This window comes from Streptomyces sp. NPDC048590 (genome assembly GCF_043199535.1).
Taxonomy (GTDB): domain Bacteria; phylum Actinomycetota; class Actinomycetes; order Streptomycetales; family Streptomycetaceae; genus Streptomyces.
The window spans coordinates 256392-279133 of record NZ_JBICWC010000011.1 but is presented as its reverse complement, the minus strand read 5'-3'; the positions used below and the strand labels follow the sequence as shown (position 1 = coordinate 279133).

Below are 22742 nucleotides of genomic sequence, written 5' to 3'. Positions count from 1 at the left end.
GACCGTGCGCCGCGTCGTGATGACGACCGTGGTGGGTACCGCGGTGGTCAGCGTGATGACCGTGGTGGCCGTCCCGGTGGCTACGACCGCGACCGTCGTGATGACCGTGGTGGCCGTCCCGGTGGTGGGTTCGACCGTCGTGACGACCGGCCCCGTGGCCCGCGCCGCGACGACGACCGTCCCGGCGGCAGTGGCGGTGGATTCCGTCGTGATGACCGGAGCCGCGACCGCGACCGTGGTCCTCGCCGCGACAACGACCGCGGTAACGACCGCGGTGGCTACCGTGGCCGCGATGACCGTGGCGGTTACCAGGGCCGTGACGACCGGGACCGCGAGCCCGTCAAGCGGCTTCCCATCCCCGACGACGTCACCGGTGACGAGATCGACAAGGACGTTCGGCAGGAGCTGCTGAGCCTGCCGAAGACCCTCGCCGAGGATGTCGCGCGGAACCTCGTCATGGTCGCCCGTCTGATCGACGAGGACCCTGAGCAGGCCTACGCCTACTCGCGGATCGCCCTGAGGCTCGCCTCGCGGGTCGCCGCCGTGCGTGAGGCCGCCGGCTTCGCCGCGTACTCCAGCCAGAGGTACGCGGAGGCGCTGGCGGAGTTCCGGGCGTCGCGCCGGATGACCGGCTCCGTCGAGCTGTGGCCCGTCATGGCCGACTGCGAGCGCGGACTCGGCCGGCCCGAGCGGGCGATGGCCATGGCCGGCGAACCCGAGGTGCAGAAGCTGGACAAGGCCGGACAGGTCGAGATGCGCCTGGTCGCGGCGGGAGCCCGCAGGGACATGGGACAGCTCGACGCCGCCATCGTCACCCTGCAGAGCCCCGAGCTGGCGTCGAACGCCATCCACCCGTGGACCCCGCGACTTCGTTACGCCTACGCCGACGTCCTGCTGGAAGCGGGTCGCGAGGACGAGGCCCGCGAATGGTTCGGGAAGGCGATGGAAGCCGACAAGGACGGCGCGACCGACGCCTCGGACCGGCTCGCCGAGCTCGACGGGGTCGAGTTCGTCGACGCGCTCGACGATGACGACGACCACGGTGACGCACCGCTCGACGCCGACGCCGACGCCGATGGTGACGCCGCCGATGGCGATGCCGAGACCGGGGACGGCGGCGTGGACGGATCCACGAAGGCCTGAGGCCTGTGAACAGCGGTGAAGGGCGGCACCCCGGAGGGTGCCGCCCTTCACCGCTTTCACGGACCGGCCGGGACCGGCCCGCGCGAGGGTTTCCTCAGCCGGTCTCCAGGCTGCGCAGCACCAGCCCCGTGGCGGGCTTGGGGCCGAACGACGTCGATTTGCGGGGCATGGTGACGCCCTGCCGGGCCAGGTCCCGGACCGTTTCCTCCCGCACCGGATGCATCAGAACGGCCGTGGCGCCGTGCCGTTCGGCCTGCTCGATCGCTGCCTCGGTGTCGTGGATGTAGGCGATGTGGTCCGGGGAGTCAGGGATGCCCCAGACCCCGTCGAGCAGGGTGGAGTGCAGCACGGTGGCGTCCAGGGCGCGCCAGGCGGCGGGCCGGTCCCCGCGTATGGTGCGTTCCAGCAGGTGCTCGTCGGGGCGGTCGACCAGATGGAAGCGGCCGTCTCCCGCGAGGAGGAAGGCGTTGCCCTCCGCGGCCGCCTCAGCGAGCGCGTCCAGAGCCAGGGGCAACGGCCCGTCGACGGAGCGGACGCGGAAGAGACCGTCGAGTGCGCGGAGCGCGTCCGGGACCGGAAGCCGGTGGAGCAGACGGTGGATGGCACGTACCCGCAACGGGTGGCGGGCCGTGTCGACGAGCAGCACCAGACCGAAGTCCCAGGGGCCGGGTGCATCCTGCTCACGCTGAAGCCTCAGGTAGGTGGCCCAGCGGTGATGGCCGTCGGCGATGAGGGCCTGACGCAGCGACAGATCCGCATCGATCTCCGCGTGTTCGGCGGGATCGGTGACGGCCCAGAGGCGATGGCGGACGCCGTCCTCCGTGACCGTGACGAACAGAGCGGGACGCTCCACGACCCGCTCGATCACAGCCGTCGCACCGGTCGGACCGCCGTCCCCCTCGTAGCTGAAGAGCAGGGGTTCGAGGTGGGCCGCCGTCGTGCGCATCAGATCCGCCCGGTCCTCGACGACATCGGGCATCACGTCCTCGTGGGGCAGCACGACACCCTCCGACGCGGGGGAGAGCGCCAGGGCCCCGATCACGCCGCGCTGCAGACTGTCACCGGCCTGCTGCTCGTAGACGTACAGCGCGGGGAGGGGATCCGGGGCGAGCACGCCCTCCGTGAGCCACTGCGTCAGGGTGCGGGCGGCCTGCCGGTGCCGCTCGGCGGGCGATCCGCCCTGCGGGAGGATGAGCCGCACGATGTTGTGCGGGTCCGAGGACTCAAGGTGATGGAGCCCGTCGGGCCGGACGACGACGTCGTACGGGGGAGAGGTGACCGAGGCCAGGCTGCCGACCTGTTCCGGGACGTACCGCAGTCCGCGGAAGGGGGTCAGCCGCAGTCCCTGGCTGCGGACGGGGGCTCCGGATGTGTTCATCCGGGCATCGTATGCGCGCCCGGTGGATACGCGATGATCGGGGGAGAAGCATGAACGAGGAGCACAGGCATATGAGTCAGCAGTACAGGACCCGGCCGCTCGGGAGCGACCAGCCGCTGAGCGAGCGCTACGACACGGCCCTGCTCGACCTCGACGGGGTGGTGTACGCGGGCGGACACGCGATCGGGCACGCGGTCGAGTCGCTGCAAGCCGCGCGTGACGGCGGGATGCACCTGGCGTACGTGACGAACAACGCGCTGCGCACCCCCGACGCGGTCGCCGGGCACCTGACGGAGCTCGGTGTGCCGGCCGAACCCTCCGACGTGATCACGTCGGCGCAGGCCGTCGCCCGGCTGATGGCCGATCAGCTGCCGGCCGGCGCGAAGGTCCTCGTGGTCGGCGGGGAAGGGCTCAGGGTCGCGCTGCGCGAGCGGGGGCTGGTGCCCGTGGAGTCCGCGGACGACGATCCGGCAGCCGTGGCACAGGGCTTCGGCGGCCCCGACCTGCCCTGGGGCAGGTTCGCGGAGGCCGCCTACGCGATCACCCGCGGAGCGGTGTGGTTCGCCTCGAACACGGACCTGACCATCCCGGGTGCCCGCGGTATCGCCCCGGGTAACGGCGCGGCGGTGGAGGTCGTGCGGATCGCGACCGGGGCCGAGCCGCAGGTCGCCGGCAAGCCGCTGCCCCCGATGCACCGTGAGACGGTGCTGCGGACCGGGGCCGAGCGCCCCCTGGTCGTGGGGGACCGGCTGGACACGGACATCGAGGGTGCGTTCAACGGCGGCGTGGACTCGCTGCTCGTGCTCACCGGGGTCACCGACGCGGCGCAGCTGATCGCCGCCGAGCCCAAGTACCGTCCCACCTATGTGGACCGGGACCTGCGCGGACTGCTCACCACCCAGCCCGAGGTGTCCGAAGAGGACGGGGTCTTCCGCTGCGGAGGCTGGACCGCCGTCGTACGCGGAGAGGCGCTCGCCCTGGAGGGTGGCGGCGAACCGGTCGACGGGCTACGGGCCCTGTGCGGGGCAGCCTGGACACACGCCGGAGAGGGCGCCTGCGAGCTGGACGCGGAGAAGGCCGTCGCCGAGCTCCGGCTCTGAGGGCGGCCGGGAGACCGTAGGCTGTGCCGCACCGGGGAGTTGAGCCAATCGGAGGATAGGCTAACCTAACCACGTGTTGGTCGACAGTCTCCCCGAATCGAGTTCGGATCCCGCGCCCCGGCCCGACGCACCCGTGCGCGCGGGGCGGCACGCGGTACGTGCCGCAGGTCTGCTGGTGGCCCTGGGCCTCCTGGTGCTGGTCTGTCTCGCGAGTGTCGCGATCGGTGCCAAGGGCCTCCCGCTCTCCGACGTGTGGCACGGTCTGTTCCACTACTCGGGTACCAACGGGGACGTCCTCGTACGGGATGTGCGGGTCCCGCGCACCGTGCTGGGGCTCCTCGCCGGCTCCGCCCTCGGGCTGTCCGGCGCGGTGATGCAGGCACTGACCCGCAATCCGCTGGCCGAGCCCGGCCTGCTGGGCGTCAACGCGGGCGCGTCCGCGGCCGTCGTCTCCGCGATCACCTTCTTCGGCGTCACCTCGCTGACCGGCTACGTCTGGTTCGCGTTCGGTGGCGCCGCGGTCGTCTCCGTCGCGGTGTACCTGCTCGGCGGCAGCCGGTCCGCGAACCCCGTACGGCTGGCACTCGCCGGTACGGCGGTCACCGCCGCGCTCTTCGGCTACGTCAACGCCGTACAGCTGCTGGACTCGGCGGCGCTGGACCGGCTGCGGTTCTGGACGGTCGGATCCCTCGCCTCCGCCAACCCCGAGACCGTCGGGAAGGTGTGGCCCTTCATCGCGCTGGGGGTGCTGCTGGCCATGCTGATCGCCAGGCCGCTCAACGCGCTGGAGATGGGCGACGACACGGCCCGGGCGCTCGGCGCCCGGCTCACCCGTACCCGTGCCCTGGCCATGGTGGCCGTCACCCTGCTCTGCGGGGCGGCGACCGCGGCCTGCGGGCCGATCGTCTTCATCGGGCTGATGATCCCGCACCTGGTCCGCACCATCACCGGCCCCGACATGCGCTGGATCCTGCCCTACGCGGCCGTCCTCGCGCCCGTGCTGCTGCTCGGTGCCGACATCGTGGGCAGGATCGCCGCGCGCCCGTCCGAGCTGCAGGTCGGCATCGTCACCGCGCTGATCGGCGGACCCGTCTTCATCCACCTGGTACGACGCAAGAGGATGGCCCAGCTGTGAAGGCCGCACAGGACACCACAAGGACCGTCCACGCGGTGCGGACCGCGGGCGGCCTCTCCCTCCGGGTGGACGCGCGGGCGTTCACCGTGGTCACGCTGCTCGTCGCCGCGGCGGCCTTCGCCGCCGTCGTGCTCATCGGCAGCGGCGACTACGCCATGTCGCTCGGGCAGGTCGTCTCCACCCTCCTCGGGGACGGAACGTTCCAGCAGCAGTTCATCGTCACCGAACTGCGGCTGCCCAGGGTCCTCGTCGGACTCCTCGTCGGCGCCGCCCTCGGCGTCGGCGGAGCCGTCTTCCAGAGCGTCTCGCGCAACCCGCTCGGCAGCCCCGACGTCCTCGGCTTCGGCCAGGGCTCCGCGGTCGGCGCCCTCGCCGTGATCGTGCTCTTCCACGGCGGTTCCGGCGAGGTCGCCGCCGGCGCGGTCGGCGGCGGTCTGCTGACCGGTGCCGCCGTCTACCTGCTGGCCTGGAAGCGCGGGGTGCACGGCTACCGGCTCGTCCTCGTCGGCATCGGCGCGGCCGCGATGCTCACCGCCGCCATCCACTACCTGATCACCAAGGCCAACCTCGTCGACGCGACCCGGGCGGTCGTATGGATGACCGGCTCGCTCGACGGACGGGACTGGGCGCAGGTCTGGCCGCTGCTCGCGGTCTGCTGCGTGCTCCTGCCGCTGGTCATGGGACACGGCAGGGCGCTGCGCATGATCGAGATGGGCGACGACGCCGCCCACGCGCTCGGCGTACGGGTGGAACGCACCCGGCTCGTCCTGCTCGGCTGCGCCGTGCTGCTCGTCGCCGTCGCCACCGCCGCCGCCGGGCCCATCGTCTTCGTCTCGCTCAGCGCCCCGCAGGTCGCCCGCAGGCTCACCCGGGCCTCCGGACCCAACCTGGCAGCCGCGGCCGCCACCGGGGCCGTCCTGCTGCTCGTCGCCGACTGGACCGCCATGAACGCCTTCGGGGACCGCCAGCTCCCCGTCGGCGTGATCACCGGCGTACTGGGCGGCTGCTACCTGCTGTGGCTCCTCGTCTCCGAGCGCAGGGCGGGGCGCATATGAGAACGGGACACACACGTACGAAGCCGGGAACCCCGGACACCTCGAAGACCACCCCTCCGGAATCCGGGAGTACGACCATGCAGCGCCTCACCGCGGACTCGGTGACCCTCGGCTACGACCAGCGGATCATCGCCGAGAACCTCTCGGTCGAGATCCCCGACCACTCCTTCACCGTCGTCGTCGGCCCCAACGCCTGCGGCAAGTCGACCCTGCTGCGCGCCCTGTCGCGGATGCTGAAGCCCAGCGGGGGAAGCGTCCTGCTGGACGGGCAGTCCATCCACCGCATGCCCGCGAAGAAGGTGGCGAGGACGCTCGGACTGCTGCCCCAGTCCTCCATAGCCCCGGACGGGATCACCGTCGCCGACCTCGTCTCGCGCGGCCGGTACCCGCACCAGGGGCTGCTGCGCCAGTGGTCCCCCGAGGACGAGCGCGTAGTGAAGGAGTCCATGGACTCCACCGGTGTCGGGGCGCTCGCCGACCGCTACGTCGACGAACTGTCCGGCGGCCAGCGCCAGCGGGTCTGGATCGCCATGGCCCTCGCCCAGCAGACCCCCCTGCTGCTGCTGGACGAGCCGACGACGTACCTCGACATCCAGCACCAGATCGACGTCCTCGACCTCTGCGCGGAGCTGCACGAGACACAGGGACGCACCCTGGTCGCCGTGCTCCACGACCTCAATCACGCGGCGCGGTACGCCACCCACCTCATCGCCATGCGTGAGGGGGAGGTCATCGCCGAGGGCGCGCCCGGTGACATCGTCACCGCGCAGCTGGTGGAGGAGGTCTTCGGGATGCGCTGCCAGGTCATCGACGACCCGGAGACGGGCACCCCGCTCGTCGTCCCCGCCGCCCGCAAGCGGCGCGCCGCGGCCTGAGGCCCGGCGCCCCGGAGGTCAGAGCAAGGACTTGAGCTTCAGCAGATCGCGGAAGCCCGCCTCCAGCCGCACCCGGCCCGACGCCCAGGCCTTGGCGAAGTTGAGCTCGCCGCCGACCATGGCGACCAGGTCGTCGCCCGTCATCGCGAGCCGGATCTCCGCCTTGTCGCGGGGCGGGCCGTCGTGTGTGTCCAGCACATGGATCCGGCCGTTCGCGAGCCGCCCGGTGAAGGTCACGTCGAGATCCCTGATGTGGCAGCTCAGCGAGCGGTCGAGGTCGGCGGCGCCGCGTACGTCGCCGTCGGCCCCCGCCAGATTGTCGGAAAGTGTGTCGAGTGCGCTGCGGCACTCCGCCATGGTCGCCATCGTCACCGACGGTACACCGGCCGTTCGGGGTAGCGTTCCCGCATGAGCGACTGGAAGCCGGAGCCGGACACGGAGCAGCGGGACGGGGCCGACGACGCCGCCGGGCAGCAGCCCGCCGAGCCGCCCACGCCCTCCTTCGACCCCGCGCCTCCCGCACCCCTGGGGATCACCCGGACCCCGACCGGGCACGTCGGTGTCGACGCCCGCCTGGACCGCCTGGCCGACGCGGACCACCTCGCGGCCGACGGCCACACCGAGGTGTACGAGGATGTACACCGGGGCCTGCGCGAAGAGCTGACCGCTCTGGACGCACGCCCCGCACCCGCACCGACGCGCACGCACGACAACAGGAGCTGAACCGAACGTGGCAGGAGTGGCACGTCGCCGCCTCGACGCCGAGCTGGTACGCCGCAAGCTCGCCCGCTCACGCGAACACGCGAGCCAGCTGATCGTGGCCGGGCGGGTGACCGTCGCGGGGAACACCGCGACGAAACCGGCCACCCAGGTCGAGACCAGTGCCGCCGTCGTCGTCGTCAAGGACGACAGCGACCCCGAGTACGTCTCGCGCGGCGGGCACAAACTCGCGGGAGCCCTCGCCGCCTTCACCCCCCTCGGGCTGAAGGTGGAGGGACGGCGGGCGCTGGACGCCGGCGCCTCGACCGGTGGCTTCACCGACGTGCTGCTGAGGGCCGGAGCCGGGCATGTGGTGGCCGTGGACGTCGGCTACGGGCAGCTCGCCTGGTCCCTCCAGTCCGATGAACGCGTCACCGTCAAGGACCGTACCAACGTACGAGAGCTGACGGTGGAACAGATCGACGGGCAGGAGGTGGACCTGGTGGTGGGGGACCTGTCCTTCATCCCGCTCGGTCTGGTGCTCCCCGCCCTGGCGCGCTGCGCCGGCCCCGAGGCCGATCTCGTCCTGATGGTCAAGCCGCAGTTCGAGGTGGGCAAGGAGCGCCTCGGCAGCGGAGGCGTGGTCCGCAGCCCCGAGCTGCGGGCCGAGGCGGTACGGGAGGTGGCGCGCCGCGCCTGGCTCCTGGGTCTCGGCGTCCGGGGTGTGACGGCGAGCCCGCTGCCCGGACCGTCGGGAAATGTCGAGTACTTTCTGTGGCTGCGGGCCGGCGCACCTGAGCTGGATCCCGCTGACGTCGACCGTGCAGTGGCGGAGGGGCCCCGTTGACGACGCATGCGGCACAACCAGGGAACGCGGAACGTACCGTCTTCCTGCTCGCGCACACCGGCCGTCCGGCTGCCATCCGCAGCGCCGAACTCGTCGTCCAGGGGCTGCTGCGCAACGGCCTGGGCGTGAGGGTGCTGGCCGCGGAGGCCGAGGACCTGCCGCTTCCGGCCTCCGTGGAGACCGTTACGGACGCCACCCCGGCGGCGGTGGACGGCTGCGAGCTGCTGATCGTGCTCGGCGGGGACGGGACGCTGCTGCGCGGCGCCGAGATCTCCCGCGCCTCCGGCGTCCCCATGCTCGGCGTCAATCTCGGACGGGTGGGGTTCCTCGCCGAGGCCGAGCGTGACGACCTCGACAAGGTCGTGGACCGGGTCGTGACCCGCGCCTACCAGGTCGAGGAGCGGATGACCCTAGACGTCCTGGTGCACAGCAACGGCGACATCGTGCACAGCGACTGGGCCCTCAACGAGGCGGCGGTGCAGAAGGTCTCGCCCGAGCGGATGCTCGAGGTCGTGCTGGAGATCGACGGCCGTCCGGTGACCGGCTTCGGCTGCGACGGGATCGTCTGCGCCACGCCCACCGGTTCGACCGCATACGCCTTCTCCGCGGGCGGACCCGTCGTCTGGCCGGAGGTCGAGGCCCTGCTGATGGTCCCCATCAGCGCCCACGCCCTCTTCGCCAAGCCCCTGATCACCTCGCCCGAGTCGGTGCTCGCCGTCGAGGTCCAGCCGCACACCCCGCACGGGGTGCTGTGGTGCGACGGACGCAGGACCGTGGAGCTGCCCGCCGGGGCCAGGGTCGAGGTGCGCCGGGGCGCCGTCCCCGTACGGCTCGCGCGGCTGCACCAGGCCTCCTTCACCGACCGGCTGGTGGCCAAGTTCGCGCTGCCCGTGCAGGGCTGGCGGGGCGCCCCGCACTGACCTCCGGGGCCCGCGACCACACCCGCGTGAGTGAACCCTTCACCGGGGTCCGTCGCACACCGGGGCTTGGACCTCGTAAGGTCTTGTCCGTGTTGGAGGAGATGCGGATACGGTCGCTCGGAGTCATCGACGACGCGGTGGTGGAGCTGTCACCCGGTTTCACCGCCGTGACGGGTGAGACCGGCGCGGGCAAGACCATGGTCGTGACCAGCCTCGGACTGCTGCTCGGCGGCCGCGCCGATCCCGCCCTGGTGCGGATCGGAGCCAAGGCCGCGGTCGTCGAGGGGCGGATCACGGTCTCCCCGGGCGACGCGGCGGCGGTGCGCGCGGAAGAGGCCGGCGGCGAGATCGAGGACGGTGCGCTGATCGTCAGCCGTACCGTTTCGGCGGAAGGGCGCTCCCGCGCCCACCTCGGGGGCAGATCCGTGCCCGTGGGCGTGCTCACCGAGCTCGCCGACGAACTCGTGGCCGTACACGGACAGACCGACCAGCAGGGGCTCCTCAAGCCCGCCCGGCAGCGCCAGGCCCTCGACCGGTACGCGGGCGACGCCGTCGATACGCCCCACGCCGCCTACGAGGCCGCCTTCCGACGGCTGAGGGCGGTCGTCACCGAGCTGGACGAGCTGACCACCCGGGCGCGGGAACGGGCCCAGGAGGCGGATCTGCTGCGCTTCGGCCTCGACGAGGTCGCCGCCGTGAATCCCTTGCCGGGAGAGGACACCGAGCTGGCGACGGAGGCCGAGCGGCTCGGCCACGCCGAGGCCCTCGCCTCCGCGGCGGCGCTCGCCCACACCGCGCTCGCCGGCGATCCGGAGGACCCGGAGGGCGTGGACGCCACGACCGTCGTCGCCGCCGCCGGGCGCTCCCTGGACGGTGTACGGGCACACGACCCCGCGCTGGCCGGGCTCGCCGACCGGATCGGCGAGATCTCGATCCTCCTCGCCGATGTGGCGGGCGAGCTCGCCGGGTACTCCGACCAGCTCGACGCCGACCCGCTGCGGCTCGCCGCCGTGGAGGAGCGGCGCGCCGCCCTCACCGCGCTCACCCGCAAGTACGGCGAGGACATCTCCGCCGTGCTCGCCTGGGCCGAGGAGGGAGCCGCCAGGCTGACCGAGCTCGAGGGCGACGACGACCGGATCGGTGAACTGACTGCGGAGCGGGACGTGCTGCGCGGCGAGCTCTCGGCGCTCGGCCAGGCACTGACCGATGCGCGCACCGAGGCGGCGGCGCGCTTCGCCGCGGCCGTGACCGAGGAGCTGGCGTCGCTCGCGATGCCGCACGCCCGGGTCTCGTTCGCCATCCGGCAGACCGAGGCGCCGGACGAGGCCTCGGGGATCGACGTCGGTGGCCGGAGCGTCCTCTACGGGCCGTCCGGAGCCGACGAGGTGGAGCTGCTGCTCGCGCCGCATCCCGGGGCCCAGCCCCGGCCGATCGCCAAGGGCGCGTCGGGCGGTGAGCTGTCCCGTGTGATGCTCGCCGTCGAGGTGGTCTTCGCGGGCTCCGACCCCGTGCCGACGTACCTCTTCGACGAGGTGGACGCCGGTGTCGGCGGCAAGGCCGCCGTCGAGGTCGGCAGGCGGCTGGCGAAGCTCGCGAGGTCCGCCCAGGTCGTGGTGGTCACCCACCTGCCCCAGGTGGCGGCCTTCGCCGACAGGCAGCTGCTGGTCGAGAAGACCGTGGACGGATCGGTGACCAGGAGCGGTGTCACGGTCCTGGAGGGCGAGGACCGGGTGCGCGAGCTGTCCCGGATGCTCGCCGGTCAGGAGGACTCCGAGACGGCTCGCGCACACGCCGAGGAACTCCTCGAGACCGCCCGGGTCGACGGGTAGTCAGATCTCCGACGGCCGAAGTCAATTCAGGACGGTCCATCTCACCCGAAAGTGTGGGGTGGACCGTTCCGCTGTGGGTGAGGGGTCCGAAGCAACGTTTCGTCGGTCCCGGAACGTGCGTACGGACTGGCATCCTTGTGGCTGTACACATCACCCACTCGGGAGCCCCGGGAGCCGATCAACGTGACACAGCTGCGTACGGTCCAAGTCCTGGGCGGCGGCGTGAGAAGCAGCGCTCACGTCAGGTCGCTCGCCGCGGGACTGATCGCCCGGGGCGTACAGGTCACCGTCTGCGCTCCGGTCGGGACGGGCCGCGCCCGCGGCCTCCCCGTCACCGGCGCCCGGTTCGTCGCGGTGCCCCGGCGCAGCGACCCGGCGGCCGTATCCGCCCTCCGGACCGCGTGCACGGGCGCGGACATCGTCCACGCGCACGGGCTGCACGCCGCCGTACGCGCCGGGATCGCGCTCAGCGGCCGCTCCACCCCACTGGTCATGACCTGGCACACCCGTGTCCAGGCCGAGGGCGCCCGAGGCCGGCTGCTGCGGCGGCTGGAACGGAGGGCCGTCCGGAGGGCGGCCGTCGTGCTGGGGACCTCCTGGGAACTGGTCGACCGGGCCCGCAGCCGGGGGGCCAGGGACGCCAGGATCGCGCCCGTTCCCGTGCAGCCGAGCGGTCCGCGAGGCGCCGGTGACACCGGCAAGACACGCGCCGAACTGGGCGCGGTCGGACGCCCGCTGCTGGTGTCGGTCGCCCAGCCCGGTCAGGACACGCTGGTGGAGGCGGCACGCGAGTGGCGCGGCCTGGACCCCGCGCCCCTGCTCGCCGTGGTGGGGGAGGACAGCCGGGCCGGTGCCCTGCGCCGCAGGATCGCGGCCCAGGGGCTGCCGGTCGTGCTCGCCGGAGGCATGGACGGGCTCGCGGACGTCCTCGCCGCCGCCGACATCGCCGTACTGACCGGCGGGGGCGAACACGGGCCGGCGCTCGCCCGCGAAGCACTGAGGGGCGGCACCCCACTCGTCGCGGCCGGCACCGAGGGGCTGACCGAACTCGTCGGTGACGCCGCCGAGCTGACCCCGCACGGAGACGCCGGGGCCCTCTCCGGCACCGTCACCCGCCTTCTGGGGGACCCGGAGCAGCGGCAGGCGCTGGCCGACTCGGGGCTCCTGCAGGCCGCCGGATGGCCGACCGAGGACGAGATGATCAGCCATGTGCTGTCCGTCTACGACGAGTTGGCGGCACCCGGGCCGGCCGGCCGGAGCTGACGGTTCCTCAGCCCGTGTGACGCCGGGCGCGGAGCGCCAGACTCAGCGCCAGCACCGACTCGGGGTCGTCGAGGTCCGTGCCCAGCAGTTCGCCGATGCGGGCCAGCCGGTTGTAGAGCGTCTGCCGGTTCAGATGCAGGTCGCGTGCGGCCTCCGCCTTGCGCCCCGCGTGCGCGAGGTAGGCCTCGAGCGTGGGCAGCAACGCGGGACGACCGGTCCGGTCGTGCTCGCGCAGCGGCCCGATCGCGCGGTCGACGAAGGACTCCAGGTCCGGATGGTCCCTCAGCCTCCAGAGCAGCAGATCGATGTCCAGCCGGCGCGCGTCGTACCAGGGCCGTTCCTCCAGCCCCTGGGCTGCCGTCGCGGCCTCCGCCGCGTGCCGCAGGCCCGCGCCGGCCGCCGCCCAGACACCCGAAGCGGCGACCACCACCACGACGGGTGTACGGTCGCCGGCCCGCTCGAGGCCCGCCCGCGCGGCCCCCGCCCGGAGCGCCTGGGCCACCCGGTCGGCGAGCGCCGTACGCGTCATTCCCGGCCGCAGCGCCAGCAGCAGCGGGACCCTGCCCTCCACCGGGCGCACACCCACCAGGGCCGGGGCGCCCACCGCGGCCAGTTCCTCCGTCACCGCCCGGGCCAGCAGCGCCCAGCTGCCCGAGGGAGCCGACTCGGGGGAGAGACGCATCACCACGGGCAGCAGCGGGTCCCCTCCGGGACGGAATCCGAGCACCCCGGCCTGGGCCGGCGCGTCCTCCGGTCTGATGCGGCCCTCGGCGAGATCCGTGAGGAAGTCACCGCGCCCCCGCGCGGCCACCTCCTCCTCCTGGCGGGCCTGCATCAGCACGACCGCCAGGATGCCCGCCGCACGCTCGGCCGCCATCCGGTGCACCGCCACGAGCGGGCCCGACACGGCCAGCAGCACCAGGCGCGCGCGCACGGAGCCGGTCCCGGGGCCGCTGCCCGGCACCTCCACGAGGACTGTTCCGGCCGGTGGCGACTCCCGGGCCGCACGGCCACCGCGCAGCCCCTCCCAGACCTGCAGCGGGTCCGCGCCCACCGCCCCCGTGCCGGTGCCGGCGGCGTACAGCAGCCGGCCGTCGGGGGTCTCGAGGAAGACCGGATTGGCGGCGAAGTCCGCCAGGATGCCGAGCACCTGCGGCACCCCGCCGCCGTCCAGCACCGCGCGGGTGCACCGGCGGTGGACTTCCTCGGCCCGCTGCAGCAGGGCGTAGTGGCCGTTGACGATCTCGGTGTGGATCTCCTCGGTCACCGCGACGAACGGGACCTCCCGGTGCAGCTGGACCAGCGGCAGCCCCGCGGAGCCGGCCGCCTCCACGATCGCCGGTGGAAGCCGGCCGAACCGCGGGCCGAGCTCGACGACCAGCGCCGCGATCCCGCGGTCGGCGAGCCTACGGACGAAGGCCCGCTGGTCGGCGGGCCGGGAACCCAGGCCGAGCCCCGTCGTGAGCAGCAGTTCCCCGCCCTTGAGCAGGGCGGGGATGTTGGGGGCCTCACCGGCGTGCACCCAGCGCACCTCGCGGTCCAGCCGGTCCTCGCCCGTCAGCACCTCGGGAAGTCCGCCACGCAGTCCGGGCAGTTCCAGCGCCCGCCGTACGGTGATCCCGCCCTCTGTCTTCACCGGATCCGGCCTCGTGCTTCCCGTCGTGTGCCTGCGCGCCCCTGCGATCGGGCCAGGAACGCCCTGGTGAGGAAGGTACCGGCCCCGGCCGGGCGCGTCACACCCTGGCCACCGCCGGCCGCACGTTGTGGTTCAGGTGGAAGACGTTGCCGGGGTCGTAGTCGGCCTTGACCCGGGACAGCCGCTCGTAGGCGTGCTCCCCGAATCCGGCGACCACCCGCTCCGTCCCTTCGCGGCCGATGAAGTTGAGGTAGACGGCGCCGCTCGCCCACGGCACGAACGCGCCGCGGACCCGGCGCACCCACTGCTTGGCCCGCTCGTCGTCCGCCGGGTCCTCCCAGACCCCGAACGGGTGCACCGTCCACGGGGAGGTGCGCCAGGGGAGCGGGTAGTCGGCCGGCCCCCTGGCCACCGCGCCGCCCATCGGGAACAGCACGTGCTGGCAGCCGGAGGGGACGGGCAGGGTGGAGGCGCAGGCGCTGAACTCGGCCGCCGCCTCGTCGGGGAGCGCGTCCAGGTACTCCGCCGACCAGTAGTTCCGCATGCCGGGCGGGTCGTCGAGCATGCACTGGAGGTCTGCGTACGGGATCGCGTCGATCACCCCGGCCTCGCGCTCCAGCGCCAGCAGGGGCGCGGCCGCCTCACGCAGATCCGACTCGGTACCGGCGTAGGTGACCAGGACCGCGCACACCAGCCGCCCCACCATGGCCTCGGGCACCCACTCCTCGGGCGGCCCGGTGATGTACAGGCACGCCCCGCCGGCCGCGTCCGGGGCGGAGTCCATCACGTCACGGTAGGTGCGTACGACCTCCGGGCCGTTCTCGGGGCGGAACAGAAGCAGCGCCATGCTCATCGCGGGCAGGTCGTGGAGCCGGAGCGTCAGGGACGTGACGACCCCGAAGTTGCCCCCGCCGCCGTGCAGGGCCCAGAAGAGCTCGGGGTGCTCGTCCTCGTCGGCGTGCACGGTCGTGCCGTCCGCCGTCACCAGGTCCGCCGCCACCAGGTTGTCGCAGGCCAGGCCGAACGCGCGCTCCAGCCACCCCGATCCGCCGCCCAGGGTGAACCCGCCGACACCGGTGGTCGACACCCGGCCGCCCGTCGTGGCGAGGCCGTACGGCTGGGTCGCGCGGTCCAGGTCGGCCATGGTCGCGCCGCCGCCGACCCGGACCGTACGGGCCCCGGGGTCGACCTCCACCGCGCGCATGAGCCGCATGTCGACGACCAGACCGCCCTCGCTCAGGGCCATCCCCGCCACACTGTGTCCACCGCCGCGTACGGCGACCTCCAGCCCCTCCTCACGCGCGAAACGCAGCGCACGCACGACGTCCGCCTCGTCGGAGCACTGGGCCACGACCGCCGGTCTGCGGTCGATCATGCTGTTGAAGACGGTACGGGCCTCGTCGTATCCGGGGCTGCCGGGAACGTGGATCTCACCGGAGAAATCAGCGCGGAGACCGGTCGTGGAGGCATCCGTCGCAGGGGTACGGGGCGTCATGTGGAGCCCCCTTCGCAGGGCGTGACAGGACCCCTCCAGGATAGGCCGGGCCGTCCGCGTCGGCCGTTCCTGAGAGGGGTCCGCCCCGCCGCCGGCTGTAGGTTCCGGTGAGCCGTGTCGTCCGGAGATTGCACGACCTGCGTTTTCGCGGGTCGATTCCGCGGTCGTGTCGGCGGTGCAGTCCCGTCTTCGCGTCGTTTTCCTCAGAGGACGAGAAGCAGCACTGGCCGTCCAGTGACGGCAACTCTAACCGGCGGACTCCGGTCCGAAAACCCGCAGCAACCGCCCGCCGAGCAGCACTGCGCAGGCCCCGACGGTCAGTAGCCCGCCGACGAGGAAGGCGCCCCGCACGCCGGCGAGCGGCAGGACCAGTCCGCCGAGCGCGGCGCCCGCTGCGATACCGGCGTTGTATGAGCCGGAGTTCGCCGCGAGTGCGATATCTGTGCGGCCCGGTGCGCAATGCAGCATCGCGTTCTGGGTCGTCATGAACACCGGCCCGAGTGCACTGCCCATCAGTGCCAGGAACACCACCGCTGCCGCCGGCTCGGTGCCGACCGCATACAGACCAAGCATGCCCACCGCCTGTGTACCGACGGCAGTGGTCAGTGCGGCCTGCGGAAAGCGGTCCAGCAACGCCCCGGTGATGCTCACTCCGGCCAGACACGCAACCCCGAAAGCCACGAACAGGGCACTGACCGCGCTCGAGGAGAACCCGCTCACGTCGCCCAGGAACTTGACGATGTAGGTGTATCCCGCGAAGGCCCCCGTAGCGGATAGGGTCCCGGCCGCCAGCACGATCCCGAACCGGCGGACGTCGGGACTGGTTCCGTAGGCGGTGCTCTCCTCTTCCGGACGGGAGGTGGGCAGTAGAACGGCGATGGTCACCAGAGAGACGAGCCCCAGGGCCGCGAGCATGGCGATGGGCACCTGCCAGTCGCTCTGCCGGCCCAGCCAGGTCCCGGCGGGAACACCGAGCACGAGGGCGAGAGAACCGGCGACGGACAGCGCTCCGACCACACGTCCACGGACCTCGGGAGTGAACAGGCCCACCGCGACCGGCCCCATCACGGCCCAGAACAACGCTTGGGCGAGTGCGGTCAGCAGCCGTGCGAAGAGGAGCACCCAGTAGGAGGTGGCCAGCGCTGCGACCAGGCTGGACACAACCAGCGCGGCCAGCAGTCCAGTGAGCGCATGGCGTCGGGGCACGGCCCGCATGACGTAGGCGAGCGGCAATGACGTGACGGCCACGGTCACGCCGTAACCGGTGACCAGGAGACCGACCGCTGACACCGACACCCGAAGGCTTTCGGAGATGAGCTCCAAGAGGCCGATCGGCAAATTTTCCGCGGTGTTGAGGGTGAAGGCGGCCAGCATCAGGGCGACAAGCACCGCCGCCCTGTGCCACAGAGGCAGATACATGGTGCTTCCCGACCTCGCCCGTTCCGCCGGCTCCGTGGCACCGTCCATGCAGGTAGCCCACCGGGCTGCCCGGTCCCGCCGCAACCGAATTCATCTGCCGTGTAGGGAGCCCAGAGCGTAACTGGCGCATCGCTGGATCCTCCTGACCTGGGGTTTCACGTATCGGTCCCACCTCTGTGTCGCTGGTTTCGTCCCGTGGTGCTGTCTTCTTCCTCAGCGCCACGGGTGCGGCATTTGGATCGTGAGCCACGGCTTGGTGTGCCGAGGCGGTGAGTGAGTAGAAGGTGCGTCGGCGTGCGGCGCCTGGCCGTTCGGCACGGGTTTCGAGGCGGCTTGTGAGCCAGCCGGCTACTTCCATGCGCTTGAGCTGCTTGTAGACGGTGTTGAACGGGATGCCAGTGGCGTTCTGGATCTGGCCTGCGTGGGTCTCACGGCCCGCGTGGGCGAGCAGATGCTCCAGAAGAGGCAATACGGCAGGAGGGACATGGATCCGCTCCCCGAACTGGAAGTGAGAGTGAAGACTGGTCAGCGCGCCGCGCTCACCATCGACGACGGCGGCTGCGGCGTCGACTGTGTCTTGGCCGGGAATCGCTTCGAGCTTTGATCCGAGCGCGTCGCGCATGATTTTCTGGACGTCATCGCGGTCGAGGTCCTGTAGGAGACGGGCTCCTCTCCTGGTTGGCGTCTGCGGTGTGTGCCGGACCGAGCGGTGGAAGAGCTCAGCCCCGACGACGCATTCCAACTGGTCGAGCTGCAGCGTGAGCGCGCTCGGCACGAGCCCGAGATAGGTGGCGCTGGTTTTAAGCGTGGGGAAGAACATGCTGATCTGGAACCGGCGCAGGCGACGCCATCCGTGAATTGTCTTTTCTGCTGCTGTCCGGATATCGAGTGGCACTGATGCTTCGATTTTGGTGATCAATTCGGGCCTGCTGCGGCCGGCCGGACGCCGTGGAATTCGGAGATGGTCCAGTCGGCGACGGACCGATTCGATATTGGATCCGGTCTCCTGAGCGATGTCGGACCCTGTCCTTTTCCGTGCAATGTACTGTTCGCGTAGCCAGTCGTCATCGAAGACGTGCGGGCGGTTTCCGCGGAAGACCGTGATGCCGAGATCCCTGGTATGCCGGATGACGTCCCGCCTCGGGAATCCGTGCGTATCGGCGATCACGCGGAGGGGCGTCCGGCCTTCTGTGTATTCACGCTGGAGGAAGTCGGGGGTCAGGACGGTTTGCCGTCGCTCCTGCAGCCGCCAGCCGCCGAACCCGCTTGTGGGGTCGGTGATGTCGGCGAGGGCCTTCTGCCAGGCATCTCGGGCAGCATCGCTCAGAGCCAGGAGGTCCGATGCGGTCAGTGACTCCACCAGCGGCGAAAGGCGTGTGTCGACCTCTGCGAACCTTCGGCCGCTCCAGCCGATGTCGCGGCTTGACATCCACGACTACCGGCCCGTCATCGGTCAGCAGCAGGTAGTCCGGGATGTGCCGCCGCAGCCTGCCCTCAACCACTGCCTTGAGCAGGAACGGCTGAGCGACGACGTGCCGGACGTCCGGAGCGAAGTCCGCGAACAGCAGCCGTGCCAGCTCCAGCCGCGACTCGTAGATCACGTGGTCGCGTTCCGTCGCCGCCCAGTACGTGCCCGAGTAGTGCTGCTGGCCCTTGTACCAGCGGAACGTCCGCCATGGGTGTGCGTTCCGCAGGAGATCGAGCGGCGCGGACGCCCACTCCAAGTCCTCCGCCACACACCCGTCAGCCTGCCGGACACTCACCTGTACCGACGCAGTCAGATCTGTCGTGCTCACCGGATCCCCAACTTTGCGTTCTCCAGGGCGGCCTGATCGGCCGCCGAACGCTGCTGGCATGCCCCGGTCGTCTGCGTTGATGACGACCGGGACGGTCCGGTACACGAAGAGTGGAACTGCTTGAGTTAGAGGCATGGATCCCGCTTACCTGTCGTATCCGACACGGCTACGACATCCCCGCGCGGAATCCGACACGAGGAACGGGATCCCACACCGGCTCAGCCCGCGTACGCTCCGCTGGCCGTCAGCCGCAGCGCCGTGTCGATCAGCGGCACGTGGCTGAACGCCTGGGGGAAGTTGCCCACCTGGCGCTGGAGCCCGGAGTCCCACTCCTCGGCCAGCAGTCCGAGGTCGTTGCGCAGGGACAGCAGCTTCTCGAAGAGGCGGCGGGCCTCGTCGACCCGGCCGATCATCGCCAGGTCGTCCGCCAGCCAGAACGAGCAGGCCAGGAACGCGCCCTCGTCGCCCTCCAGACCGTCCACGCCGGCGTCGTCGCCCTCGGTCGGGTACCGCAGGACGAAACCGTCCTCCGTGGACAGCTCCCGCTGGATCGCCTCGATCGTGCCGATGACCCGCTTGTCGTCGGGCGGCAGGAAACCCATCTGCGGGATCAGCAGCAGGGACGCGTCCAGTTCCTGGGACCCGTAGGACTGGGTGAAGGTGTTGCGCTCCTGGTCGTAGCCCCGCTCGCAGACATCGCGGTGGATGTCGTCGCGCAGCTGGTACCAGCGCTCCAGCGGTCCCTCCGCGTCGCCGGACTCGATCAGCTTGATCGTGCGGTCCACCGCCACCCAGGCCATCACCTTGGAGTGCACGAAGTGACGGCGCGGCCCGCGCACCTCCCAGATGCCCTCGTCGGGCTCCTCCCAGTGCTTCTCCAGGTAGCTGATCAGCTTCAGCTGGAGGCCCATCGCGTAGTCGTTGCGGGTCAGCCCCGTCATGTGCGCGAGGTGCAGCGCCTCGGTGACCTCGCCGTACACGTCGAGCTGGAGCTGGTTGGCCGCGCCGTTGCCGACCCGGACCGGGGCGGAGTTCTCGTACCCGGGCAGCCAGTCCAGCTCCGCCTCCCCGAGCTCCCGCTCTCCGGCGATGCCGTACATGATCTGCAGGTTCTCCGGGTCGCCCGCGACGGCCCGCAGCAGCCACTCGCGCCAGGCGCGCGCCTCCTCGCGGTAACCGGTGCGGAGCAGCGAGGAGAGCGTGATCGCCGCGTCCCGCAGCCAGGTGTAGCGGTAGTCCCAGTTACGCGAGCCGCCGATGTCCTCGGGCAGCGAGGTGGTCGGGGCGGCCACGATGCCACCGGTCGGAGCGTAGGTGAGCGCCTTCAGCGTGATCAGGGAACGGACGACGGCCTCACGGTAGGGGCCGTGGTACGTGCACTGCTCCACCCACTCGCGCCAGAAGTCCTCCGTCGCCGTCAGCGAGGACTCCGGATCGGGCACGCCGGGGGGCTCGTGGTGCGAGGGCTGCCAGCTGATGGTGAAGGCGATCCGGTCACCCGGGGCCACGGTGAAGTCGGAGTAGGTCGTCAGGTTCTGGCCATAGGTCTCGGCCTCGGTGTCCAGCCACACCGAGTCGGGCCCGGCGACGGCGACCGTACGGCCGTCCACCTTGTGCACCCACGGGGTGACCCGGCCGTAGCTGAACCGCATCCGCAGTTCGGATCGCATGGGGACCCGGCCGCTCACCCCCTCCACGATGCGGATCAGCTGGGGCGCGCCGTCACGCGGCGGCATGAAATCGGTCACCCGGACCGTGCCCCTGGGGGTGTCCCACTCCGACTCGAGGACGAGCGAGTCACCGCGGTAGCGGCGCCGGTCCGCCGTCGGGGGCTGCGCCCCCTCCGCACGGGCGGGTCCCAGCCGCCAGAAACCGTTCTCCTCGGTGCCGAGGAGCCCGGCGAAAATCGCGTGGGAATCGAAACGTGGCAGGCACAGCCAGTCCGCGGTTCCGTCCCGGCAGACCAGTGCTGCGGTCTGCATGTCTCCGATGAGTGCGTAATCCTCGATGCGCCCGGCCACGTGCGTCTCCAGTCGAACGGCCATGTCGCCCCGCAGGGCGCTTACTGCTGGTCAAGGGGTCGTTGTAGTAGAACCGACGAGCTCTTGCGCGGGTGAGCGGGCTGGGGTGGAGCCGCTGGGCCGGCCAACTCGGCAGCGAGTGTCCGAGCAGGATACGACGCACCCGGGAGATCCGCGCGACTGTCCGCAACTTGTCCGCCGCCTGTCACGGGCGAATGGGTGGGACCTGAAACGAACGTGATGATCTTGTGTTCGGCGGGGCGGGGGTATGGCTGGAAGCGACCTCTCCTCGTCGCTGATACCCTGGTAGCCCGTGGACCGGTGGTCGTCCCGAGAGTGGACGAGGCCCCCGAACCGCAGCGACGGCACCCCGGAAACCTCCGTGCGGCACGCCGGTACGCACCTCACGATCGCGACCACGGGAGCCCCCTTTGGCTATGCAGCCCACATCCACGACGACCAAGCACATCTTCGTCACCGGGGGTGTCGCCTCCTCCCTCGGCAAGGGTCTGACTGCCTCCAGCCTCGGTGCCCTGCTCAAGGCGCGGGGCCTCCGGGTCACCATGCAGAAGCTGGACCCCTACCTCAACGTCGACCCCGGCACGATGAACCCGTTCCAGCACGGTGAGGTCTTCGTCACGAACGACGGGGCCGAGACCGACCTGGACATCGGTCACTACGAGCGCTTCCTGGACGTCGACCTCGACGGCTCGGCCAACGTCACGACCGGCCAGGTCTACTCGCAGGTCATCGCCAAGGAGCGGCGGGGCGAGTACCTCGGCGACACCGTCCAGGTCATCCCGCACATCACCAACGAGATCAAGCACCGCATCCGCCGCATGGCCACCGACGACGTGGACGTCGTCATCACGGAGGTCGGCGGCACGGTCGGCGACATCGAGTCGCTGCCGTTCCTGGAGACGGTCCGTCAGGTGCGCCACGAGGTCGGCCGCGACAACGTCTTCGTCGTGCACATCTCGCTGCTGCCCTACATCGGCCCCTCCGGTGAGCTGAAGACCAAGCCGACCCAGCACTCCGTCGCCGCCCTGCGCAACATCGGCATCCAGCCGGACGCCATCGTCCTGCGCGCCGACCGTGACGTCCCGACCGCCATCAAGCGCAAGATCTCGCTGATGTGCGACGTCGACGACTCCGCCGTGGTGGCCTGTGTGGACGCCAAGTCGATCTACGACATCCCCAAGGTGCTGCACACCGAGGGTCTGGACGCCTACGTGGTCCGCAAGCTGGACCTGCCCTTCCGCGACGTCGACTGGACCACCTGGGACGACCTGCTCGACCGCGTCCACAACCCCGACCACGAGGTCACCGTCGCCCTGGTCGGCAAGTACATCGACCTGCCCGACGCCTATCTCTCGGTCACCGAGGCGATCCGGGCCGGCGGCTTCGCGAACAAGGCCCGCGTCAAGGTCAAGTGGGTCGCCTCCGACGACTGCAAGACCCCGGCGGGCGCGCAGAAGCAGCTCGGCGACGTCGACGCGATCTGCATCCCCGGCGGCTTCGGCGAGCGCGGTGTGGTCGGCAAGGTCGGCGCCATCCAGTTCGCCCGTGAGAACAAGGTGCCGCTGCTCGGCCTCTGCCTCGGCCTGCAGTGCATCGTGATCGAGGCCGCGCGGAACCTCGCCGGCATCCCGGACGCCAACTCCACCGAGTTCGACGCCGCCACCGGGCACCCCGTCATCTCGACGATGGAGGAGCAGCTGGCGTACGTCGAGGGCGCGGGCGACCTGGGCGGCACCATGCGCCTCGGCCTGTACCCGGCGAAGCTCGCCGAGGGCTCCCTGGTGCGCGAGGCGTACGCCGGTGAGCCCTACGTGGAGGAGCGCCACCGCCACCGCTACGAGGTGAACAACGGCTACCGCGCGGAGCTGGAGAAGAAGGCCGGCCTGGTCTTCTCCGGAACCTCCCCGGACAACAAGCTCGTCGAGTACGTCGAGTACCCGCGCGAGGTCCACCCCTACCTGGTCGCCACGCAGGCGCACCCGGAGCTGCGGTCCCGTCCGACCCGGCCCCACCCGCTCTTCGCCGGTCTGGTGAAGGCCGCCGTGGAGCGTCAGGTCGCGGCACGGGGCACCGGCGCCGACGCCTGAGTCCGGCGTTCCGGTCCTGCCCG

At 71.4% G+C, this 22742-nt stretch carries 19 protein-coding genes; 12 read left to right on the top strand and 7 right to left on the bottom strand.

The features are described from left to right. Positions 1-408 precede the first annotated feature (408 nt). Complete coding sequence (locus tag ACGFNN_RS29780) at positions 409-1143, top strand: tetratricopeptide repeat protein (RefSeq protein WP_393560526.1); 735 nt, start codon at positions 409-411, stop codon at positions 1141-1143. Positions 1144-1237: 94 nt separating this feature from the next. On the opposite strand, the gene ACGFNN_RS29775 is transcribed toward ACGFNN_RS29780, so the two are convergent. Beyond that, entirely contained in the window at positions 1238-2521 is a 1284-nt protein-coding gene (locus tag ACGFNN_RS29775) for a DUF1015 family protein (protein WP_393560497.1), read from the bottom strand. A 71-nt stretch (positions 2522-2592) separates the two neighbouring features. Between ACGFNN_RS29775 and ACGFNN_RS29770 the strand changes: the two genes are divergently transcribed. The 4 genes from ACGFNN_RS29770 (at position 2593) to ACGFNN_RS29755 (ending at position 6686) form a co-directional block, all read left to right on the top strand. Next, positions 2593-3621: an HAD hydrolase-like protein gene (locus ACGFNN_RS29770; protein ID WP_393560495.1), complete on the top strand. Its 1029-nt coding sequence runs from the start codon at positions 2593-2595 to the stop codon at positions 3619-3621. Between the two features lie 73 nt (positions 3622-3694). Beyond that, complete coding sequence (locus tag ACGFNN_RS29765; protein WP_393560493.1) at positions 3695-4756, top strand: FecCD family ABC transporter permease; 1062 nt, start codon at positions 3695-3697, stop codon at positions 4754-4756. Then, entirely contained in the window at positions 4753-5811 is a 1059-nt protein-coding gene (locus ACGFNN_RS29760; RefSeq protein WP_393560491.1) for a FecCD family ABC transporter permease, read from the top strand. The genes ACGFNN_RS29765 and ACGFNN_RS29760 overlap by 4 nt, the downstream gene beginning before the upstream one ends. A gap of 77 nt (positions 5812-5888) precedes the next feature. Beyond that, entirely contained in the window at positions 5889-6686 is a 798-nt protein-coding gene (locus tag ACGFNN_RS29755; protein WP_362548846.1) for an ABC transporter ATP-binding protein, read from the top strand. An 18-nt stretch (positions 6687-6704) separates the two neighbouring features. Here the strand turns inward: ACGFNN_RS29755 and ACGFNN_RS29750 are convergent, their stop codons facing one another. Further along, the gene (locus ACGFNN_RS29750; RefSeq protein WP_393560489.1) at positions 6705-7052 is read right to left on the bottom strand and encodes an alkyl sulfatase C-terminal domain-containing protein; all 348 of its coding nucleotides are present in this window, start codon (positions 7050-7052) and stop codon (positions 6705-6707) included. A 42-nt stretch (positions 7053-7094) separates the two neighbouring features. Here ACGFNN_RS29750 and ACGFNN_RS29745 point away from each other — a divergent pair, with 42 nt between their 5' ends. From ACGFNN_RS29745 to ACGFNN_RS29725, 5 genes are all read left to right on the top strand, one after another. Beyond that, entirely contained in the window at positions 7095-7409 is a 315-nt protein-coding gene (locus ACGFNN_RS29745) for a hypothetical protein (protein ID WP_393560487.1), read from the top strand. A gap of 7 nt (positions 7410-7416) precedes the next feature. Continuing rightward, positions 7417-8232, top strand: a complete 816-nt coding sequence (locus ACGFNN_RS29740; RefSeq protein ID WP_393560485.1) for a TlyA family RNA methyltransferase — start codon at positions 7417-7419, stop codon at positions 8230-8232. After that, positions 8229-9152: an NAD kinase gene (locus ACGFNN_RS29735; protein ID WP_362548833.1), complete on the top strand. Its 924-nt coding sequence runs from the start codon at positions 8229-8231 to the stop codon at positions 9150-9152. Before ACGFNN_RS29740 ends, ACGFNN_RS29735 begins: the two co-directional genes overlap by 4 nt. A gap of 83 nt (positions 9153-9235) precedes the next feature. Then, the gene (recN, locus tag ACGFNN_RS29730; protein WP_393560483.1) at positions 9236-10981 is read left to right on the top strand and encodes a DNA repair protein RecN; all 1746 of its coding nucleotides are present in this window, start codon (positions 9236-9238) and stop codon (positions 10979-10981) included. 183 nt (positions 10982-11164) lie between these two features. Continuing rightward, entirely contained in the window at positions 11165-12244 is a 1080-nt protein-coding gene (locus ACGFNN_RS29725) for a glycosyltransferase family 4 protein (RefSeq protein WP_393560481.1), read from the top strand. A 7-nt stretch (positions 12245-12251) separates the two neighbouring features. Here ACGFNN_RS29725 and ACGFNN_RS29720 read toward each other — a convergent pair whose 3' ends face one another. The 3 genes from ACGFNN_RS29720 to ACGFNN_RS29710 all read right to left on the bottom strand — a co-directional run bounded on the left by ACGFNN_RS29720 (position 12252) and on the right by ACGFNN_RS29710 (position 16749). Next, entirely contained in the window at positions 12252-13880 is a 1629-nt protein-coding gene (locus ACGFNN_RS29720) for a PucR family transcriptional regulator (protein WP_393560479.1), read from the bottom strand. A gap of 97 nt (positions 13881-13977) precedes the next feature. Next, the gene (locus ACGFNN_RS29715) at positions 13978-15375 is read right to left on the bottom strand and encodes an FAD-binding oxidoreductase (RefSeq protein WP_393560477.1); all 1398 of its coding nucleotides are present in this window, start codon (positions 15373-15375) and stop codon (positions 13978-13980) included. 246 nt (positions 15376-15621) lie between these two features. Next, a complete protein-coding gene (locus tag ACGFNN_RS29710; RefSeq protein WP_393560524.1) occupies positions 15622-16749 on the bottom strand; it encodes an MFS transporter in 1128 nt (375 codons plus the stop codon). 484 nt (positions 16750-17233) lie between these two features. On the opposite strand from ACGFNN_RS29710, the gene ACGFNN_RS29705 reads away from it, so the two are divergent. Further along, on the top strand, positions 17234-17398 hold the full coding sequence (locus tag ACGFNN_RS29705) for a hypothetical protein (RefSeq protein WP_393560475.1): 165 nt from the start codon (positions 17234-17236) through the stop codon (positions 17396-17398). Positions 17399-17990: 592 nt separating this feature from the next. Here ACGFNN_RS29705 and ACGFNN_RS29700 read toward each other — a convergent pair. Then, positions 17991-18590, bottom strand: coding sequence for a TnsA-like heteromeric transposase endonuclease subunit (locus ACGFNN_RS29700; protein WP_393560473.1), 600 nt, complete (start codon positions 18588-18590; stop codon positions 17991-17993). A 218-nt stretch (positions 18591-18808) separates the two neighbouring features. Beyond that, positions 18809-20611, bottom strand: coding sequence for a glycoside hydrolase family 15 protein (locus tag ACGFNN_RS29695; protein WP_393560522.1), 1803 nt, complete (start codon positions 20609-20611; stop codon positions 18809-18811). 437 nt (positions 20612-21048) lie between these two features. On the opposite strand from ACGFNN_RS29695, the gene ACGFNN_RS29690 reads away from it, so the two are divergent. Next, complete coding sequence (locus ACGFNN_RS29690; protein ID WP_362548818.1) at positions 21049-22719, top strand: CTP synthase; 1671 nt, start codon at positions 21049-21051, stop codon at positions 22717-22719. The last annotated feature ends 23 nt before the right edge of the window (positions 22720-22742 follow it).

Excerpts from the sequence above, each read along its gene's own strand:
- ACGFNN_RS29775 (WP_393560497.1), bottom strand. The coding sequence starts at position 2,521 with ATGAACACATCCGGAGCCCCCGTCCGCAGCCAGGGACTGCGGCTGACC.
- ACGFNN_RS29770 (WP_393560495.1), top strand. The coding sequence starts at position 2,593 with ATGAGTCAGCAGTACAGGACCCGGCCGCTCGGGAGCGACCAGCCGCTG.
- ACGFNN_RS29755 (WP_362548846.1), top strand. The coding sequence starts at position 5,889 with ATGCAGCGCCTCACCGCGGACTCGGTGACCCTCGGCTACGACCAGCGG.
- ACGFNN_RS29750 (WP_393560489.1), bottom strand. The coding sequence starts at position 7,052 with ATGGCGACCATGGCGGAGTGCCGCAGCGCACTCGACACACTTTCCGAC.
- ACGFNN_RS29745 (WP_393560487.1), top strand. The coding sequence starts at position 7,095 with ATGAGCGACTGGAAGCCGGAGCCGGACACGGAGCAGCGGGACGGGGCC.
- ACGFNN_RS29715 (WP_393560477.1), bottom strand. The coding sequence starts at position 15,375 with ATGACGCCCCGTACCCCTGCGACGGATGCCTCCACGACCGGTCTCCGC.
- ACGFNN_RS29710 (WP_393560524.1), bottom strand. The coding sequence starts at position 16,749 with ATGCTGGCCGCCTTCACCCTCAACACCGCGGAAAATTTGCCGATCGGC.
- ACGFNN_RS29690 (WP_362548818.1), top strand. The coding sequence starts at position 21,049 with ATGCAGCCCACATCCACGACGACCAAGCACATCTTCGTCACCGGGGGT.